Consider the following 22,707-nt stretch of genomic DNA (forward strand, 5'->3'; position numbering starts at 1 on the left):
AATAATAAGAGCAGACGCATGAGCAATGACCAGTTGAAACAGCGGCTGGCGGGGCTGTCTGAAGCACAGCGCCGTCACCTGCTGCAAAAGCTGCGACAGCAGCAAAGTCAGACTGCTAGTCGCCAGCAAAAAAATGCTGCAGTTACCCAATCTAATGTTATTCCAGCCCAAATTGAGGCTGAAGATTACCCCTTGTCGTTTGCCCAGCAACGAATGTGGTTTATTGACCAAATGAGCGATCATCGGGAAGCATTAAATATCCCGTTGATTTTGCATTTAACCGGCCAGTTGAATGTTGCTGCGCTTGAACAATCGTTAAAGATTTTAGTTGGGCGGCATTCGATGCTGCGGGCCAATTTTATTCATCATCACGGTGAAGCACGGCTTAAGCTGCAAACTGCGGGAAAATTCGAATTACATCAAGAAGATTTATCGCACCATGCAACGCCAGAAATACTGGCCAAAGAACACGCACGCTTAGAAGCAGCAACGCCTTTTGACTTAATTCATCAATTGCCGTTTCGGGCACGTTTGCTGCAGCTCTCGCTAGATAAAAATCAGCAGCAGTATTGGTTATTACTCACGGTACATCATATCGTTGCTGATGGTGCTTCTATGGAAGTATTAGTGAGTGAATTGTCTCAGCTTTATCAGCAATTAGTTGCGAAAAAACCGACTGAACTTGCTTCATTACCATTGCAATATACCGACTACAGCGTTTGGCAGCGGTCGCTTGCCGAAAAAGGTGAGTTTGCTAAAGAACTAGAATGGTGGAGAAGTCAGCTTAAGGATTTACCCGAGTTGCTGCGGCTGCGTACCGATCATTCTCGTCCTGTTCAGCCATCCGGTAAGGGCGCTATTTTTCATTTTCCGCTAAACAATCGATTGTTAGACTCTCTACAGCAGCTGGCTTTGGATCAAAATTCAACGCTATTTATGCTGCTGCTGAGTGGTTTTCAGGGGATATTATCCCGCTGGAGTGATCAATCTGAAATTGCAGTGGCTATTCCAGGTAGTGGCAGAAGTCATACCCAGTTAGAGCCGCTGGTAGGCTGCTTTGTTAATTCATTGGTTGCCCACGCCTCGGTGGCAGAAAATCCAACGCTAGAGCAGTTAAATCAACAAACTAGCGAGCGGGTAAAGCAAGTATTCAATCATCAACAACTTCCGTTTGATTTGCTGATTGACCAGCTAGGTATCACACGCAAATCCTCCCATGCCCCGTTAGTTCAGGTTGGCTTTGGTATGAGTCGTGATCCGCAAATGCCGCAGTTACCAGGCCTTGAATTACAAATTAAAGAACCAGAACGCGCCACCGCAAAGTACGATTTATTGCTGATGGCGCGGCAAAAGTCGACCGGCGTTGAATTGTCGGTTGAATATTCAACTGATCTTTATCAGCAGTCGTCGATTGAACTAATGGCGCAGCAGTACCAAAACCTGTTGCAGGCGATGGTTGAAATACCCAAAGCGTTACTTGCTTCCGTGCCGCTTTGGGATGGTATCGATCTGGCTAAAAGATTAAACCCGACTGCGATTAGCTCTGATCAATCAATTAATCCGATGCTGCCTTTGACACAAATGCAGCGTGATTTATATCTAGAAAGCTCTCTTAATCGCGATGGTCTCGTTAATTCAGTCGGTGTCTATGCTGAAACTGACTATCAGATTGATCCGACGCTTTGGCAGCAGGCGGTTCAGCAGGTTTCTGATGCACACCCATCAATGCGTAGTTCGGTATTTAAATGTGATCTACCCGGCGCTGATGTTGCTTACCAACAAGAAAATAACTCCTGGCCGATAGAGTTTCGATTTGACCAACTCGCAGCCGATCAGCTTCAGATTTGGCTTAATCAACAAGTTAAGCAGCCATGGGATTTACACAATAATCGTCCACCAGTTCGTTTCGGCCTGATTCACCTAGATAATGGTAAAAGTGTTTGCTGGTTAGCGATCCATCATATGTTTTCTGATGGTTTCTCTATGATGGCGATGTTGAAACAACAGATTAAATGCTATCGCGGCGAAACCTTGCAGGTTGATGATTATTTCCAACAAGACGTCGCGCAGCTTAATCAGCAAATGGATACCGCTGAAATACTCGACTATTGGAAGCCATTATTGGAAAGCTGTGAGCCCTTGCAGCCAGATGAAAATTCTGCTGGTAAGCCAGAGCGGGTTGACCTCGAATATAAGCTGGATAATCAGCACTGGCGGCAAATTCAAAACTATTGCCAGCAGCTTTCAATACATCCTTCAGTTTATTTCCGCTACATCTATGCCTTATTGTTGAAAATGCTTTGCCGCAGTGAAGAAAATTTCCAACTGCTGGATGTTCACCATGGCAGGCTAAAAGAGCAAATGCAGCATTTAGGCTGTTACTTTCAGCAAGTGCCTTTAGTTATTGAAAATAGTTGGCTAGAGCCAGAAAACAAAACCGTTAGCCAAGGCATGTTGCAACTGGCGCAAGCGATTCGCCAAGTAGCGCCTTATCGAAAAATTTCTGTTTTACGCCAGCATCAATTATCTGACAGTGGTCGTTTGAACTTCATGTTCAACTTCTATAGTTTTAAAAATCAGCTTGATATTTCAGGAGAAAATCTTGATGCAAAATTTATCAATCCTGATGTGCCTGAGCTGGTTGAGCTGATTGTCGAGCCTGAATCTGATGTGGCCGCTGAGCTGCAAAACCTTCGATTAAGCCTTAAATTCGTCGAATCTGAATTTGCCGATCGTAATTTATTACAACGGATCGATGGTATCAGTCGACAAATTCTTGCTGGTACTGAGCAGCTTTCTCAATTGCAATGGATCAGTGCAGAAGAACAAAAGCAGCAGATTGAATCTTGGAACCAGCAAGTAGAATCTCCGTGGCAAGAAGATATCGGGCAGAGATTTAATCGGGTTGCTATCGAGCATGGCGCTCGAACCGCGGTTAGTTTTGTCGATCAAAAATTAAGTTATGCCGAGCTAGAGCAATATAGCGCCAAGGTAGCCCATTGGGTCAGTCAACGAATCACCCAGCCCGGCCAGCCAGTAGCAATTTGTCTGGAGCGTAGCCAATGGCTACCGGTAATGATCCTTGGTGTTTTACGGGCCGGTGCCAGCTATTTACCGATTGATCCGATATTTCCAGATCAAAGAATCGAATACATTCTTGGTGATAGCGAGACTGAATTATTAATTAGTGATAGTCATTTGTTGGATCGATTGACTCAATTTAACGGGCAAAGCCTGTTAATTGATCAGTCAGATATTGATCATACAAATGCCGGCTTGCACTGGTTGAACCTGCCTGCGCAATTTACCCCGCTTGCCGTTAAACCCGATGATTTGGCCTATAGCATTTACACCTCAGGTACCACCGGAAACCCTAAGGGTGTAGCGATTACGCGGCACAATATGTTGCGGCTTTTTGATATTAGCCAACCGATTTTTAAGTTTTCCCATCAAGATGTCTGGAGTCTATTCCATTCCTATGCCTTCGATTTCTCGGTTTGGGAAATTTGGGGTGCGCTGTTATATGGCGCTGAGCTCGTCATTGTTCCTAGTGAAACAGCAAAAGACAGTGATGCGTTTTATCAGCTGTTGGTTGATCAGAAAGTTACTTTCCTTAATCAAACGCCGTCTGCTTTTAGTCAGATTATTCGAATTGACGGCCAAAAACGCCTGCCGCTTAGTTTGCGCTGTGTCGTGTTTGGTGGCGAAGCGTTGGATTTCCCTGCATTAGATCAGTGGTACCAGCAGCATCAACCAGACCAACCTTTACTGGTCAATATGTACGGCATTACCGAAACCACAGTTCATGTGACTTGGCACCCAATTAGTCTGCAAGATGTTCGCCGCGGAATCAGCATTATTGGCAAGCCTTTGGCGGATTTGCAGGGTTTTGTTTTAGACCCACAGCAGCGGATGTTGCCAGTGGGTGTTGCCGGAGAGCTGCATGTTGCCGGTGCTGGTGTTAGTCCGGGCTATCAAAACCGTTCAGAATTAACTGCTGAAAAATTTATTAGCCACGCTTTAGGACAGTTGCAAAATAGCCAAGGCAAGCTTTATCGCAGCGGTGATTTATGCCGATATGATATTGATGAAATTTCGGGTATAGAAAAAAACATCACTGGGCAGTTGGAATATTTAGGCCGAATTGATCATCAAGTGAAAATTCGCGGCTACCGGATTGAACTAGGCGAAATTATTTCAGCGATTAGTCAGCATCCGAATATTCATGAAGCAGTGGTTCGCGTCAGAGAAATTACCGCAGGCAATCCACAGCTGGTTGCTTGGTTGGTTGCTGCGGATCAGCAAACTGCTGGCAGATTAGATTTCGATCAGCTGCGAGCGCATCTGGAGCAAAGCCTGCCGAGTTACATGGTGCCAAATGCTTATATCTGGATTGATAGTTTACCGCTAACGGCCAATGGTAAGGTTAACGATAAGTTGTTGGCTGATCCGGAATTGCAGCAGCAAAATCGATATGTCGCTCCGAAAACTGAAATTCAGCAACAGTTAGTTGAAATTTGGTGTGAATTACTCGGTTTAGATCAAGTTGGTATTCGCGATAATTTCTTCGAGCTAGGTGGCCATTCACTGCTGGCGACGCGGATGATGGCAAGAATCCGCGACCGGTTAGATACCGAAATCTCTCTGAAACAGCTTTTTGAAGCGCCAGAAATTGAACGGCTGGAATCGTTAATTGAAACGTCACGTCAGCATTCAGGTGCTCAGGTTGAAATACTGCCGGTTGATCCGCAGCAGACGGTTTTTGCTTCTGCTGAACAGAGACGAATCTGGTTTGCTGAGCAATTAGAGCCAGGTGCAGCTTATTTAATTCCAGCCGCTTTTGAATTAAATGGTCAGTTGAATATTGCAGCGCTAGAAAATGCAATTAACCAAATTATCCAGCGACATAGTTCACTGCGTAGTTACTTTCCTGCAGATAACGGTTTGCCATTGTTAGCGGTTAATTACCTTAGTGATTTCTCATTGCCGGTGGTGGATTTAACGCAATTGCCGCAAACCCTGGCGCAGCAAGAGCACCAGGCATTGCTGCTGGCTGAAGCTATGACGCCAATGGATTTGGAATATGGTCCGTTATATCGATTCAAATTGCTCAAGCTAGAAGCTGAGCAGCACCTATTACTTATCACATTGCATCATACGATTGCAGATGGTTGGTCGATGGGTGTTTTGATGCGTGAACTGTCAATTTTATACAGCCAGAGAATAGAAAATAATTCAAATGATGAATTTTTAGGCTTGCCTGATTTGACAGTTGATTATCGAGACTATGCCGCATGGCAAGAAAAGTGGCGACAGCAGCCTGAAGCTCAACAAATGCTGCAGTGGTGGCAAAGTAATCTACAAGGTTTGCCTGAATTACAGTTACCTGAAAAGCTAACTTCAAATTTGAGTGCCAATCAAGAATTAATGCAATCTGGCAGGGAGTACCTATTTGCTCTGGACCAGCAGCTAACTGAAAGCTTGCAAAAATTGGCTAGTCAATCAGGGGTTACCCTATTTGAATTATTGCTTTCCAGCTGGGGTTGGTTGATATCGCAATACAGTAATAGTTCAGATTTATGTATTGGAACGCCAATTGCTGGTCGCCAAACCAGCCAATTGGAACCGATGCTCGGTTGCTTCGTTAATATGCTGTGTTTGCGCCTTAAATTTTCTGGCCAGCAAACGGCCCAACAAGCAATTGCTCATGCGGCACAAGTTCATCGGTTAGCTCAGCAATATCAGCAGTTACCCTATGATTTGTTGGTGGAATCATTAAATCATCAGCGTAAACAGGCTCCGTTCTTTAGAAGTGTTTTCACCCTTAATAGTGAATCGCCCCAACAGGATTTATTGCTGCCGGGGTTGGAAATCCACCAGGCACATGCGCCAGTTACTTCAGCCAAGTTCGATTTAGCGCTGGGTATGTATATTAAGCAAGGCCGATTGCAGGGTGGATTAAACTGGCGAGATGCCATGTTTGAACAAACACTGATGCATTCCATGGTTGAAAACTTTAAAAAGCTTTTGCAAAGCATTTGTTTGCAACCACAGCAGCCTTTGCGGCAGTTAAATTATCTATCGGACCATGATCGGTTAAATAAACGCCAAATCATTAATCCTCAAACTGCTAAAAGCAGCTTGAATTGGACTGCCGCGCAATTACTCGCCATGCAGTGTGAAAGTTACCCTGGCAGAAGTGCAATTCGCTTTGATGGCGTTGAATTGCAATTCCATGAATTAAACCAGCGAGCACAAGCTTTGGCCGATTGGTTATTGGAGCAGGGGATTTACCCAGGAAGTACCGTGGCAATTGATATGCCGCTAGATGAATGTTTTGTGGTATCGGTTATCGCCATGTGGAAAATTGGTGCTATTCCGTTGCCATTAGATGGATTAACCCCTGATCCGAACAATCAGGCAGCACTTGCCGTTGCCAATTTGCTGTTAACTGACTGGCAGCGCCGAGATAGGTTTGCCCTCAGTTGTTCGTCGGTTGCGATCGACTTGCACCATTTGCCTTTGGCGGGGAATGAGCAGCCGCTTCAAGTTATTGAGCATCGCTTATGGTCATTGTTGAGCGATGGAGCGATCCAGCAAATTGATACCGTCGAACTGATACCGGCATTAGAGCAAATTCGACAAACGCTGCAATGTGGTCAAGACCATCCAGATACCTTGGCGTTAACACATGATCAGCAATCAATTGATTTTATATTGCAATTTTCAATGCTGTTATTCGGTGATTGCTTGCAATTAGACATGTTTGAAAGTGATCAGCTGCAGCTCGGAAAAATTGCCAAGGTCGATGTTTTGCCGCTTGATCAACAGCAGTTATTCGAATTTTCACCACAAATTCAACAACAACTTAAACAACAATCCAATTTATCTATTTGGTTAAACCTGAATCAGTCGATCAATCCGGCTTTGCTTGAATTACCACTGGCGATAAAGCAATCCTGCCATTTATCATTAGTTAAAAAGAACGGTCAGTTGCTTGGCTTTGCTGAATATCAACCGCAAGACAGATGTTTTGAGTTGCAAGCGGCGGTTGGTCAAACATTGCAGGTAAGTGATTCTGCTGGACAGCCGATACCTGCATTCGCGATTGGCTATTTAAACCAACAGCTAGATTTGCAGCCGAATCAGAGTGAAGTTTTACCAATTCTGGTTCGACAGCATCAAGATAAACTTCTGTTGTTGGCCGATGTTGTCAGTGTTAGTGAATCCGAATCATCTTTATCGGATCAGCATCAGCAGCAAGCCACTTCAGCAGAACAAATCTGGTTAGAAGGGCCGCTAGAGCAGCAAATTGCCAGTATTTGGCAGCCTTTGTTGCAGCTAGAAAACTTGCCAGATCGACGGGCTAATTTCTTTTTAATTGGTGGTCATTCATTGCTGGCCAGTCAGGTAGTGGCGCGGCTTAAAAAGCAGCTGTCACTCGCGATTTCTTTGAAAATGCTATTTGATCATCCGGTATTGGCAGATTTTGCAGAGCAGATTTCGGCATTACAACAATCAACAATATTGCAAGAAACAGGTTTCACTGATCGACCGGCTTTGTTGCCAACCGGTGAAACGCAAGGACCGTTGTCTTGGGCCCAGCAACGATTATGGTTTGTGCAGCAGATGGATCTTGATGATCCGGCATATAACATGCCTGCCGCAGTGAAGCTAACCGGTCGATTAAATATTGCAGCGTTAAATCAGGCGGTATTTAAGCTGCTTGAAAGACACCAAGTGCTCAGAAGTTATTTTTCAGTTCACAATAATCAGCCGCTGCAAAAAATTCTGCCTAATGAATTTTCTGAAATTCCGCTATTAGATTTAACCACGCTTAGCCAAGCGAGCATTGAGCAGGAACAACAGAGAATCCTGCAGCGAGAAGCAGAAAAACCATTTGATTTACAACGTGGGCCGTTAATTCGAGTGCAGTTGGTTAAGTTAACTGCAAAACAACATATTTTGCAGTTAACGGTTCATCACATTGCTGCCGATGGCTGGTCAATTGATCTGTTGTTAAAAGAGATCAGCGAAGGTTATCTGGCGGCTTGTGAAAACAGATCGCCTGAATTGCCAGCGTTGCCGGTTCAGTACCTTGATTTCTCGCTGTGGCAAAGAAGTTGGCTTGATCAGCAGCAGTTACAACAACAGCTCGATTATTGGAAAAACCAGTTACAAGATGCACCAGCATTATTGAGTATGCCGCTGGATCGACCTCGATCGGATGTTACTGACCGCACCGCTGATACGGTTGAGTTTTCGGTATCGCCTAACCTATCCCAGCAATTGGTTTCACTGGCCAAGCAGCAAAATGTCACGCCTTATATGTTGATGTTGTCCAGTTGGCAAATGCTGCTAGCGCGTTGGACAGATCAGTCTGATATTTGTATTGGTGTGCCGGAAGCCGGGCGTAATTTACCGGAGCTTGAGCCGTTGATTGGCTGCTTTGTTAATGCGCAGATTATTCGCCAGCAATTTAAGGGAAACCCTTCCTTTATCCAAAGCCTGCAACAGACCCGGCTAGCGGTAATGGGTGCCTTGTCTAACAGCGAAGCGCCCATCGATATGGTGATTGATGCTTTGGCGGTGGAACGCAGCAAGCATTACGAGCCGCTGGCACAAAGTGGTTTTTCTTGGTTAAGCCAAGGGCCGTTGCAATTGCAGATGGATCAATTGCAGGTTGAGTCACTGCAAGTGTTTACCGGTCGGGCCAAATACGATTTGATTATGGCGCTCGGCCTTGATCAGCAAGGGCAGTTGCAAGGTGCCTTGGAATATTGCACCGGTTTGTTTAATCGCTCTAGCATGCAGCGCTTGTTAGATGCCTGGCAATTATTGTTGGCGCAATTGGTTGAAATGCCAGAAATTACTTTGCAGCGATTGGCGTTGGATTCAGCCGATACTTCAGGCATGCCGCTAAGCCCCGTGCAACGAGATTTAGCGCTACAAAGTCTGCGAGATCCGCAAAGCCAATCAAATAGTTTTGGTTTAGTTTTGCCGTTGCCACGTTTATTAGATCCACAAACCTTGCAACAGGCATTGGATCAATTAATTCAACATCAGCCTTATTTAAACCATCGATTATACAATCGAAAAGAGCTATGGAATGGGCCGTTATGGTTATCGCCTTCGCAGCAAAGCTTGACCGTGCAATCGTTGGATTGGCGTCATTTTTATTATGATCAGTCGACCTTAATCGACCATGCAGAGCAGTTAATTCGCCAGCCATGGCAGGTAATTGATCAGCCGCTATTTCAGATTGGCCATATATTGACTGATCAATGCAGTTATCTGTTACTGCGAAATCATCATTTATTGGTTGATGGTATTGGCTGTGTGCAGATTGCCCAGCAATTAATCGATTGTTATCAGGCGCTGGAAAACAATAATCCGATTGAACTGCCGCAACCGATGATTGCCGATGACATGCGTTTGCTACGGCAGATCACCGATCAGAGCGAGCATCTTGAGTTTTGGCAACAAGCGCTTGCTAACAGTGAAGCGGCAACTTTGCTTAAAAAGCCGCTGCCAGCCGCAATAACAGCTGAAGTTGAATCTGGATTAAAGCCACAGCGAAAATTAATTCGAGTCGATTTGAACAAGCAGCTTTGGTTGGATGTTCAGCAAGCGGCTGAGCAGCAAAATGTATCGCTTCCAAATTTATGTCGGGCCATTTATGCCTTGCAAATTCAATCGGTAACCCATGCGCAACATGATTTCTGTTTGACCGAATTTGCTTCGGGCAGAACAATCGAACAATTAACCGCTGCCGGTTGTTATTATCAGCCAGTGCCTTGTTTGATTGAACATGATTGGTTGGCTGGCGATAACACAATTACTGAGTTGGCGAATCAAATTCGCTTGTCTCGTCGCCAAGGGCAAAAGCATTTACCGATTAGCCCAATGGCACAAAAACAACTTGTGAATGCTGGCCAAGCTGGCTTTATGTTTAACTTTATTAACTTCTTGCAAGGTATTGAATTTGAGAGAAATAGCTTGCCGTTTGTTGATTTTTCACCTTCAGTGGATGGACAAACTCAGCTGGTATTAAAGGCGCAAGAAAATTCGCTGGAAATGCAGTTGTATTGCGATGCAGATTTTGCCGCCGAGCAATGGTTGCAGCAAATGGAATCTTTACTGGGACAGTTTGTTGCAGCACATGCCGAGCAACAAACTTTGACGTTGTCTGATTTGCAGATGTGCCTGCCCAATAGCCTGCTCAGTAAGACACAGAACAATGCTGCAATTTATGATGCAAGAGAAATGGCTCAGTCAGTCAATTTAGTTGCAAGTATTTCTCAGCAATTTACTGAAAGCGCAGCAAAACATTCCAATAACATTGTAATTGAATCGTCACAAGGCTCATTAACATATCAGCAATTTGCACAGCAAGTGGCTCGCTTTGCTGTGCTATTGCAGCAACAGGGCGTTACTAGTGGTGATCGAATAGCAATTTGTGGTGATTTAACCAGTGAATTACTGGCTAGTATTATGGCGGTGATTGGTTGTGGTGCCAGTTACTTGCCGATTGATGCATCGATTCCGGTCGGTCGTATTCAACAAATAATTGAAGATGCACAACCGACATTAATTATTTGTCAGCCAGATAAATTACCTGAGCTGACGAGGCTAGTGACGGAGTTAGCCCCAGAGCAATTAATTTCACCTGTTCAACTGCTTAGTTTTGATCAGTTGTCTGCCCAGGCGGCGGCATTAACGAGTAGTCAGTCACAATTAGATAATTGGAATGCACCAGATACCAATTCACTGACACCGCTTTATGCGATTTTCACTTCTGGTTCAACCGGTCGGCCTAAGGGTGCTCAGGTTCGCCGTGATAGTTTTATAAACCTTCTTAATTGGTATCTCAATGATGCTGGGTTAGACCAGCAACAAACATTGTTACCTATCTCCAGTATTGGCTTTGATCTGACCCAGAAAAACCTGATTGCTCCGCTTTTGGCTGGTGCCAAACTAGTTCTACCGACGACTGCTAGCTATGACCTGCTGCAAATCCGACAGTTGATCGAACAGCATAAAGTCAGTTGGCTGAACTGTGCGCCGAGTGCTTTTTATCCGTTGCTTGAAAGTGACTTAGAAGGTGGTCTGCAAACGATTGCTTCGATTAAAACACTGGTGCTGGGTGGCGAAGCGGTGCAGCTTTCTCGATTAAAAGATTGGCTGGTTAGCAATCAGACTCGATTGATTAATAGCTATGGCCCGACTGAAGCTACTGATGTGGTTTGTTACAGCGAATTATCTGGGCAACAGTTAGTTGACCAACAATATATAACGCTAGGTCAGCCAATCTCTGGAGTGAAATTGCAAGTTTGCGATGGTCAGCAACGTGTTTTGGCGCAAGGTATGATTGGTGAATTGGTTATTTCTGGTATTGCGGTCGGTGACGGCTATATCGGTCAGAATCAATTAACCGAGCAGAGTTTTCCGTTAATTAATGGTGAAAAGTGTTATCTCACCGGTGATTTAGGTTGGATGGAAAATAATCGATTCCATTATCTGCGTCGTCGTGATTTCCAGTTAAAGCTTAATGGTTTACGGATGGAACCAGGAGAGATTGAGCAAAGGGTGCAGCAGCTGGATGGCATTATTGAAGCCATCGTACAGCCGCAAGATAATTTGCTGGGTTGTTGGGTATTGCTAGATACCAAAACAGCCACCCCTGAAACCAGTCAGATAATGACGCATTTACGCCAGTATTTACCGGATTATATGGTCCCTGCGTTTTTTGTTGCGCTTGATCATTGGCCATTAAATGCCAGTGGCAAGGTTGATCGAAAGTCGTTACCGGCACCGCAACAGGCTGAAGTGGAAAACATTCCGCCAACAACTGAATTACAAGTAGATTTGGCGGCGATCTGGTGTGAACTGTTAGGGGTCACCGAAGTTTCTATTAATCAGGACTTTTTCCAGTTAGGTGGTCATTCGCTGCTAGTGGCGCAAATGGTGGCACGGATTAGTCAAAGGTTTGAGATTGAAATTCCGCTGCGTGAATTGTTTGAAATGCGTACCATTGCTGATATTTCTGACTATATCGAAAGCGTGCGTTGGGCGGTCAATGCTGCAGCACCTCAAAATGAGTTTTCTGAATTTACTGATTTTGATGATCTACCAGATGCTGAATTAGAGTCAGAACACACAGTACAAAAACAAAATAATCAGTCAGAACAAGAAGAGTCCGAAGCAGTTAGGGACGAGGGTTTTCTGTGACCATTAAAAATTTGATTACTGAGCTGGCCAAGCGAGATATTCAGCTTCGGCTGGAGCAGGGCCGTTTGGCATTTAGTGCACCTGAAGGTGCTTTTACTGCTGAATTAAAGCAACAGGTTTCGGCCAATAAAGCCAAGGTGGTGGCTTTTTTAGAACAAGCTGCCCGGCTTAAAACACAAACCATTGCCACTATTCCCGGTTCTAGGGCGCAATTACCCTTATCTTTTGCCCAAGAGCGCTTATGGTTTATCGACCAGTTGGAAGGCGGAACGGCCAGTTACAACATGGCGGCCTTGTATCGCTTAACCGGCAGTTTAAATTTAGCGGCATTAGATCAAGCCTTTTTTCAAATTAGCCAGCGCCATGAAGTATTAAGAAGTCGTTTTAATGGTGGCGATGGTCAGCCGTATATTTGCGCCGATTTAGACGGTTTGCATCTTAATCGGTTAATTGAAATTACTGAAATTACTCAGGTAACAGCTAGCGCTAAAGTATTGGCTAACCAGCCATTTCAATTAACTGATGGTCCTTTAGTTATTGCCCAGCCTTATCGGTTGGCAGCAGATGATCATCAGCTTTTGATCTGCATGCACCATATTATTTCTGATGGTTGGTCGGTGTCGTGCCTGATAAATGAATTAAGCGAATTTTATGCGGCGGCAGTAGAAAAGCGACAGCCGAAATTACCACCATTAGCTTTGCAATATGCAGATTTTGCAGCTTGGCAGCGCAATAAGCTAACCGGCGTGCAACTAGAAAAACAAACCGCTTTTTGGCTAGATAAGCTTGCTGGTAGCGAACCTTTGGCATTAGCCAGTGACTTTAAACGCAGCCCCGGAAAGCCTTCTGCTGGCATCACTTCAAAACTACTGTGTAAAAACACAGTAGGACGGCTTTCGGCCATTGGTAACTCCCAGCAAACCACTCAGTTTATGAATTTGATGGCGATTTGGTCACTGCAGCTCAGTCGTTTAGCCAATCAACAAAAAATAGTCATCGGCGCGCCAGTTGCCGGTCGTGACCGCAATGAACTGCAACCGTTAATTGGTCTGTTTTTGAATACACTGGCATTTGCCAGCGAGATTGATTGGACGCAATCCTTCCGATCTTGGCTCGGTCAAACACGCGCGACAATTCTCGATGCCTGGCAGCATCAAGATATTCCGTTTGAAAAAATTGTTGAAACCCTGCAACCAGAACGAGATATCACAAGAACGCCGGTGTTTCAGGTTTTCCTCAACATGCTGAATTTGCCAAAATCCGAAGGGGGGTTGGCCGGCTTGCAAATCGAGCAATTATCTTTAGGTGATAGTGCTGAGCAGGCCAAGTTTGATTTAACTCTATATGCCAGTGAAACCGAGCAGGGGATTAAACTAGATCTGTTATATCGCAAAGATCTTTTCAAGCAACAAACCGCTGAATATTGGCTCAACCAGCTGGTTGAATACAGCCAGTTATTAATTGCGGCACCCGATACGCCATTATCCGAAATTGCCTTGCCGATTCCAGCTACCGGAAATCTTGCAAAGTCAGCACGAGAGCAAGCTTTCTTAGCGCCGGCTGAACCGAAGCAATTTAAAGCGCCTTTGCAATTGCTTTCAGAGCAAATACAGCAAAACCCTTTAGCAATCGCCGTTAGCTCACCAGATCTTCAGATGAATTATCAGCAATTATCTGAGCGGGTTTTCTCTGTTTATCGCCAAATTCAAACGACAGCGAGCACGCTAAGTATTGTTGGCCATGACTCGGCTAATATTTCTGGTTTGACGGTCGCAGTGTTGGCAGAGCGAAATACCGATCTGGTGGTCAATCTACTGGCAGCTTTTGCCTGCGGTGGTTCGGTAATGGTGCTGGATTCTGCTTGGCCAGCAGAACGATTAAAGAAACAGTTAAGTTTGGCCAATGTCGATGTTGTGCTGGCGGCTGAAATGTCATCGACTGCTTTGCCGACTGAGCTGGATTTAAATAACACTTGTTATTTATTAAAATGCGCTGCGAATCCAATTGATTTTGCTGACGCCAATGATTTTTGGAGCGATCTGTCTTCTTACAAGCAATTTGAAACAGCGCGTTGGATTACTTTTAGCTCAGGCACCACTGGCCAACCAAAAGGTATGGTTAGCCAATTACAGGCATTTTCTGCTTTTGCTGATTGGTATTTGCCACAGGTTAATTCATCGCTTCAATTTAATATCAGTCAATCTAATGGCAATTTATCCAGCAGCAATTCGGCGCAATCCATAAATTCACCATTATTAGCCGGTTTATCGCATGACCCGCTGCTGCGTGATTTATTTATGCCACTGATTAGCGGTGGTTGTTTACATATCCCTAGCGATCAGCTCAGAAAAGACGGCGTGGCCCTGGCGCAATGGATTGATGAAAAGCAGATTAGTTTGTTGCACCTAACACCTGCTTTGGCACAACTGATGCTGTTTTCCAATCTGCCTAATATAGCTGCTTTAGCCTCGGTTAAAATGGCGGTATTTGGTGGTGATAAATTATCGCCAAGTCTGTTACCGCAGTTAAAACAGTTGTTGCCAAGCGCTAGTTGCTTTAATGGTTATGGTTTATCTGAAACACCTCAGTTAGTGACGCTTTACCCGATTGATTTAGAAGCAGATGCAACCAGCAATAGTTCGCTGCCAATTGGCAAGTTATCTCAATTCAATCCTTGCTATCAGTTTGAGCTGTTTGATTTAACTTCGAATCATCCAATCAATCCAACGCATTTGGCTGGTAATAGTTTGGTCGGCTCTAATCAGTTGGGTGAGTTAGTGGTTCGCTCTCACTGGTTATCAAGCGGGTTATCTAAAGGTTTGGATAAGGATCAACCTCAGCTGTCTGAAACAACCATTTTAAAAACCGGCGATCTGGCGGTAGTCACATCTCAAGGTGAGGTGTGTTATCAGCAGCGTAAAGATCAGCAAGTAAAATTACGCGGTTATCGCATCGAATTAGAAGATGTACGTTTTGCTCTACGTGAAGCGGGTTTTGCCAATAGTTGGGTAGATGTTTGTAGTCTTAGTGCGAGTGCGAGTGGTACTGATTCAGAAGATAATCAAGCGCTAGTAGCATGGATTAAAGCTTCTGATATTGAATTGATCGGACAACAAGATCAAAGCAGTCAATTGCCTTCGTTAATTGCCTCGGATGCAGCCAAAGCGATTAAGCAACAATTAGCAGAAAAATTACCCGCATTTATGTTGCCGACTTTTTGGATTGCATTGGAAAACATTCCATTAAATGCAAACGGCAAAATAGATCGCCATGCACTACCTCGGCCTGATCAAATCAAATCGGAAAACCTTACGGAGCAACAATTACCACAAGGCGATTTTGAAGTTGGCCTAGCTGAAATTTGGTCTGAGCTGTTGTCGGTGAAAACGATTGCTAGAGAAGATGACTTTTTTTCTTTGGGCGGACATTCATTGATGGCGATGCGATTAATTGCGCAAATCCGCCATCAATTTTCCATCGAATTGCCGTTAAAACAGATATTCACCAGCCCTGACTTGCAGGCGATGGCCGCACGAATAGAGCAATTACAGGAGGGTGGCGCTGGGGGCGATTCCGAGAGTGGTCAGATCAGCTTGCCGCCACTGCTTAAAATTGAGCAACGACCTGAACTTTTACCACTGACTTCATCGCAAAAACGGCTGTGGTTTATCCAGCAGCTGGAACCTACAGACACTCGTTATAACCTGCAATTTGCGATTCGAATTAAAGGCTCGCTAGATACCAAAAAGCTGGCAAATTGTTTTGATCAGTTAGTGCAACGGCATGTTTTATTGCATAGCTGTTTTCCCCAGAAAAAAGGCGAACCTTATATTCAGTTGTTGGCCAGAGAGCACCTGCCGCAGCTGCAAATGATCGATCAAAGCCTTACCACTGAAGGGCATTCATTAGATCAAGCAATGGCGATGGCCTATCAAATGGCCGCCAAGCCATATAATTTGTTAAGTGACTCATCGATTCGCAGTCAATTGGTTTCATTGAATCAGCAGCAAAATGATTATCTGCTATTGCTTGGTATGCATCATATTGTTGGTGACGCGTGGAGTACTCGCGTTCTATTTAGTGAGTTATTTAGTCTTTACCAAAATCAGTCGTTGCCAGAACTAGAAATCGATTTTGTTGATTTTTCCTTGTGGCAACAGCAGCACGGAGAACTCGCGAATCATCAAGTGAATTGGTGGGTTGAGCAATTATCTGGAGTTGAAAACCTTCAACTGCCATATCGTGCTAATGCCGATACAAACGCCGATACAAGGCAGCCTCAAACGGAGAAGGGGATTGGTCACTACCGATTCTCAATCGATGCAGTTCAATCTCAGAAGCTAAAAAGCCTACTGACGCAGCAAAAAACGACATTATTTACCGGTCTGTTTAGTTTGTGGAGTTGGCTGCTATCTCGCTATAGCTATCAAAATGACTTCGCCATCGGTACTCCGGTAGCCGGGCGAGATCATTTGCAGTTACATCAGCAAATTGGTTTTTTCGTTAATACCTTGGTGCTACGCGCCGATCTTTCGAAAGATTTGTCATTTAATCAGTTGCTGCAACAAAGTCAGCAGTTGTGTCTCGATGCCTGGGAGCACGCCCAAGCACCGCTAGATCAAGTGATTGAGCAATTAGATCTGCCGAGAGATTTGAAAAAACAGCCGTTATTCCAAACCATGTTGGTGCTACAAAATCGTCAAAGTGCTAATCAATTGTCGGGATTGTCTGAGCTAGCTGATAGCGGATTACAAATTGAACCTTGTCAGTTGGATTTGGAAAGAAGTGCTAGCGAATTACAGCTCAATGTAATTGAACATGACCAGTTGGAATTTGATCTGGTTTGGCAGAAAAACTTGTTCGATGAACCGCTAATTCATCGAATGGCAAAAAACCTGCAATTGCTAATCGATCAAGTACTGCTGTCGCCAAATAGCGTTATGTCAAAGCTCTCATGGCCAATGCTTGAAGAACGATTACCGCTGAAAGGTAAGTCACTAAATATTCCAACCCAGCAATCACCAGTACAACTGCTGCAGCAATTAGCGCAACAACATGGTCAACAGATTGCGGTGATTTGTGCCGATCAACAAATCAGCTTTGAGCAATTACATCAGCAGTCGTTAAACCTAGCGTTACATCTGCAGAATGCCGGTGTAACAAATAAAGATCTGGTGGCGTTTTATCTGCCGAGATCGATTAATCAAATCGTTGCGATGGCGGCAATTTGGCAGCTGGGCGCTGGCTGGCTGCCGATGGATCCAGATTATCCGTCGCAGCGTTCTAATCAAATTTTGAAAATTAGTCAGGCTAAAGTACTGCTCGATTGTAATCAGACGCCTTATTCAAGTGATCTTAACTTAACACTTAAAGCTATCAATTTAGATCGACTACAACTGACCGAGCCTGTGCCAGAAAATCTGAAGCTTGAGGCCTTTAATGCGCAAAGTCCGGCATACTTAATTTTCACCTCAGGTTCTAGTGGCGAACCGAAAGGCGTCAGAATTAGTCATGCTGCGGTTAATCATTTGCAATATGCGCTAGCCGATCAAATTGACCAATTACCTATTGAACAGGGAATGCTCGGTCACCGAGTGGCGGTAAATGCCTCGGTCGCTTTTGATGGCGCGATTAAACAGTTAATTCAACTTTATCGAGGTGCCACGCTGGTTTTATTGGATCAGCAAATGCGACTAGATCCACCAGTGATGTTAGCTTATCTCAATCGTCATCATGTCAGCCGTTTGGATGTCACACCTTCACAGTTAACTGCCTTGCTCGACGCCCGAGCAGAAAGTGTTAATCACTTACCAAAGACTTTATTAGTCGGTGGTGAGACGATTAATAACATGCTTTGGCAAACGATTGTTTCACTGAAAGATGTGACCGCTTTTAATGTTTATGGGCCAACAGAAGCAACGGTAGATGCTACTTGCCAACCAATTGTTGGTACGACACCTTCACTGGGTCAGCCGCTGGCCAATCTGCAATTATCAATTGTTGATCAGTTCAAAAGACCAGCCCCTGCCGGAGCCAAAGGCCAGCTGTTAATTGCGGGCCCACAGTTAGCGATTGACTATTTAAATCAGCCCCAGTTGACTGCTGAAAAATTTATTAACTTTCCCCAAGGCGATGAAACTGATCAGCAGAAAACTTATTTAACCGGTGACGGTGTGCGGCAATTATTGAGCGCTGATGGTTCAGCGAGCTTGCAATATATTGAGCGACTCGATCGGCAAATTAAAATCCGAGGCTTTCGAATTGAGCCGGGTGAAATCCAACAATCGATACGAGCGCAAGCTGGAGTTTCCGATGCGGTGGTGGTGGTTAGAATCGATCCAAAAACACAGCAGCCACAACTTATTGCTTGGATTGTTGCTGATTTAGATGCTGACTCTCTAGCGTTAGATAAGCCATTTGATTTCATGGCGTTGGAGCAGCAGTTAGCCCAGCAACTACCTGAATATATGATTCCGCGTTTATGGTCGGTGGTGGCGCAATGGCCAACCAACCGCAGCGGAAAAATCGATATTTCCCAGCTAAAAACGCCAGAATTTGATCCAAAAGATCAGGCCGAGCAAGCAGCAGTTGTGCAAACGCAGCTTGAAAAACAAGTCGCTGAAATTTGGCAGCAACTATTGAAACTGGATTATTTGCCAGCCAACCAGCAAAACTTCTTTTCATTGGGCGGCCATTCTTTATTGGCGACTCGCTTGGTATCGGCGGTTAAAGATCAATTTAATCGAACACTGCCAATTAAGCAGATTTTCGAAACACCGCTGCTGACTGATTTTTGCCGGGCACTAGATACGCAGATTAATCGGCCAACAGACAGTACTGCTAATGCGCATTTTTTAGAGCTTCCGATAGAAGCTAAATCTAAAGATATGCATGTTATACCATTATCTTTTTCGCAGCAGCGTATTTGGTTCGTTGATCAGATGCTGCAGCAAGATTACTTGCTTGGGCAGGGTTCGCCAGCTGATCCAACTTCAATAATAGACCAAGACCTGACAGCCACGCAGAATTTACCGCTTGATCAGCGTTCGTTGCAGCCAATAGGCTCGAATTCAATCGAGCAACAATTAGCTGGACAGCACTCAATTGAACAACGGCAGAAAAAATCCGGGCAAGAATTGCCTGGCGGCATGGGTAAAAAGTTTTCAGGAGGCTTGAACTTATCGGGTGTTTTGCAGCTTGAATCGGGGTTGGAAACTTTAGATATCGCTCGACTACAACAGGCATTTGTTAGTTTGTTGACCCGCCATCAGGTGCTTTCCGGCTCGTTTATTCATAACTTGCAGCAAAGTTCGCCATCAGACCAGTCGCAACAAAACAGTCCTGCTAATGATGGTAGCGAGCAGCAAAACCAGCTGGCATTTCAAGCTAAAGATCCTTCAGATTTTGTGCTGCACCAGCAAGACTTCACTGGATATGCCGAGCAGGCTGGCGCGATCGCTGAAACCCGAATTCAGCAATTTTTAACCGAAGGCTTTGATTTGGCGAATGGCCCATTGCTGGCAGCCAAGCTATTTAAAATTGATGCGACCAGTTGGTTGCTGGCAGTAAAAATTCACCATATTGCGGCAGATGGCTGGTCGGTTAGATTGGTAATGAACGAATTGGCTCGTTTGTATCTGAATTTGCCGTTGGAGTCGTTACCAATTCAATACGCAGACTATGCGTTGTGGCAGCAACAATGGCTACAAAGTACTCAGGCGAAGCAGCAATTAGATTGGTGGAAAAGACAGCTGCAAGATCTCACGCCAATCAATTTGTATCATGATCCTGAGCCTCAGTTTTCTCAGATGGCTTTGGAGCAACTCAATGCGGTAGGTCAGCAAGTTGAATTCGCTTTAAACCAGGATTTATCACAGTCAATCAATGGCTTATCGGCGAAATTTAACGCGTCACCTTTCATGGTGTTTGTTTCGCTTTGGCAGCTGCAGTTATCTCGCTGGAGTGGCCAGCAAGATATTTGCCTGGGCACGCCAGTAGCTGGCAGAAACCAACCACAGTTGGAATCATTGATCGGCTTGTTTTTGAATAACTTGGTGCTGCGAAGTCATATCGATCCTGAAGCGAGTTTTGCTGATTTATTATCTGCTGTGCGCAGCCAAACACTCGATGCATACACCCATCAAGATTTGCCTTTTGAGCAGATTATTGAGGCATTGGATTTACCAAGGGATCCGGATCAATCACCGATTTTCCAATGCTTTATTAATATGCTCAACTTGCCTGATTTCTCGACCACTGAAAATCAGCAGGCATTACAAATAAAACCTTGGGCTGCTGCAGAGCAGTTACCACCGCAGCCTAAGTTTGATATCGAGCTATATATTCAGCCGCAACAAGACCAGAGTTATTTGCTTCGCTTGGTATATCGAGGTGATAAATTCAGCCGCCAGAGAATGCAATGGATGCTGCAACAGCTGGAAGGTTTTGCTCAGTCGGTGGTTAATTCTGCCCAGCAACCGGTTAAACAAATCTGCGCGATTGAACAGGCTGCTGAATTTACGCCTGCGCAATTGCTGAAGTTAAATAGCCCGCAAGCGGCGCATCCATTATTAAAAATCTACCGTCACGCAGCACATTGGCCGCAAGCTATCGCGATTATCGAACAGTCAGCCAGTCAACCTAGCGAAATCAGCTACCAGCAATTGATTAATCAAATTGAAAATCAAGCGCAAGCCTACTTGCAGCAAGGTATCTCTGCTGGTGATTGTGTTGCCTTGCTGGTAGAAAGAAATGTTTCGTTAGTGGTTAATTTGCTGGCATTGGCTCGTGTTGGTGCAGTGCATTTGCTGTTAGATAGTCAATGGCCCGTCGCTCGAATTGAGCAGGTGTTGCAGCAGGCTAAGCCAGTTTTGCTGGTTGATCTGAGCGAGAAAGATTTCGCTTTGCCGCGCACTCATCAAAACCATCAAAGCTATCAAACGCTCACGGCAAAGCAGCTTTCAGATGCATTGCAATCAGCTCAAATTGAAAAGAAGCCACTGCCGGTGATCGATCAGCAGTTATTACAGCAGGGCGGCTGGATTACCTTCACTTCCGGCACCACCGGTAAACCGCAAGGTATTTGTTCCAGCATGCAACCGCTGGCTGACTTTCTATTGTTGTGGCAACAGCAGATTAAAATCGAACAAATCGATCGAGTCTCTATGCTTTCTGGCTTAGGTCATGATCCATTGCTGCGAGATATCTGGTTGCCACTGACTTGTGGCGCCACTTTAATGATTCCGAATAAAGTTGATATCCGCGATCAGAAGCAACTTGAAAACTGGTTGTCACAAACTGGCGTTACTGTTGCACACATTACACCGGCAATGTCGCAAATTTTGGCCAATTGCGACGCAATTTTGCCTACTTTGCGGTGCATTTGTTTCGGTGGTGATAAACTACGCCAGCATCATATTCAGACGATAAAACAACTTGCGCCAGCAGCAGCAATCTTCAATGGTTATGGTGCGAGTGAAACGCCGCAGCTAATGGTGGTTGCGAATGTTACCGATTTAAAAACACAGCAATTGCCGATTGGTATACCGCTATCTGATGTTTTGGTTCAGTTAGAACGTAGCGATGGTCAACCGGCTGAACCATTTGAAACTGGTGAGATTCATCTGATTTCTAATCGTTTGGCAAAAGGTTACCTAGGCAGCGAAACTGGCGGTTTTTATCAAAAACAGCAACTTGCTGCTTATAAAACTGGTGATATTGGTTGGCAGGATTCGCAAGGGCAATTGCATTATCTTCGCCGCAAAGATCAGCAGGTTTCTATTCGAGGATATCGGGTTGAACCGGTTGAGATTGCACTGGCAGTTAAACAGCTTGAAGGTGTTTTGGATGCTTATGTCATCGCCTGGCCAAATAAAGATGATGATCCGCTGTTGGCGGCTTATGTTGTCACCGAGCAAAAACCAGCCGATGAAAGTGCCGCGTTTTCAGCAGCAAAAGCAGCGCTGGCAAAAGTGTTACCGCAATACATGGTGCCCAACGCATTTGTCTTGTTGGAGACAATACCGCTAAATGCCAATGGCAAGGTCGATCTGGCGCAACTTACCAGACCGGAAAAGAAATTTATTCAAACCACAGAGTATCAAGCACCGCAAAGTGCGCTGGAAATTGCGTTGGCTGAGATTTGGCAAGGGCTGCTAGGTATTGAGAAAGTTGGTATCTATGATAATTTCTTCGATCTTGGCGGACACTCTTTGTTAGTGACGCAGATGTTACTGCGCTTGAAGCAGCATAATGGTGTCGATTTGCCGCTTCGTGCAGTATTTGAAATGCCTACCATTGCCGGTTTAGCTGAGCTTGCCAGTGCGATGGTCAATATAAATAATAATCAGCAAAACGCTGCACTGGATGTAACGGATCAATTTGATTCCGGTGATCTGGAGGATGAGGAAGAAGAATTCCTATAGCCACAGCGTTTTGAAAAAATAATAACAATATAGCGACTCGGACTACCGGGTC

At 44.8% G+C, this 22,707-nt stretch carries 2 protein-coding genes; both read left to right on the plus strand.

Features of this window, described 5'->3' with window-relative positions:
• Nucleotides 1-18 precede the first annotated feature (18 nt).
• Nucleotides 19-12,231: a non-ribosomal peptide synthetase gene (locus DC094_RS11620; protein ID WP_116687285.1), complete on the plus strand. Its 12,213-nt coding sequence runs from the start codon at nucleotides 19-21 to the stop codon at nucleotides 12,229-12,231.
• Nucleotides 12,228-22,655, plus strand: a complete 10,428-nt coding sequence (locus tag DC094_RS11625; protein WP_116687286.1) for a non-ribosomal peptide synthetase — start codon at nucleotides 12,228-12,230, stop codon at nucleotides 22,653-22,655. Before DC094_RS11620 ends, DC094_RS11625 begins: the two co-directional genes overlap by 4 nt.
• The last annotated feature ends 52 nt before the right edge of the window (nucleotides 22,656-22,707 follow it).

The organism is Pelagibaculum spongiae (assembly GCF_003097315.1).
Taxonomy (GTDB): domain Bacteria; phylum Pseudomonadota; class Gammaproteobacteria; order Enterobacterales; family Pelagibaculaceae; genus Pelagibaculum; species Pelagibaculum spongiae.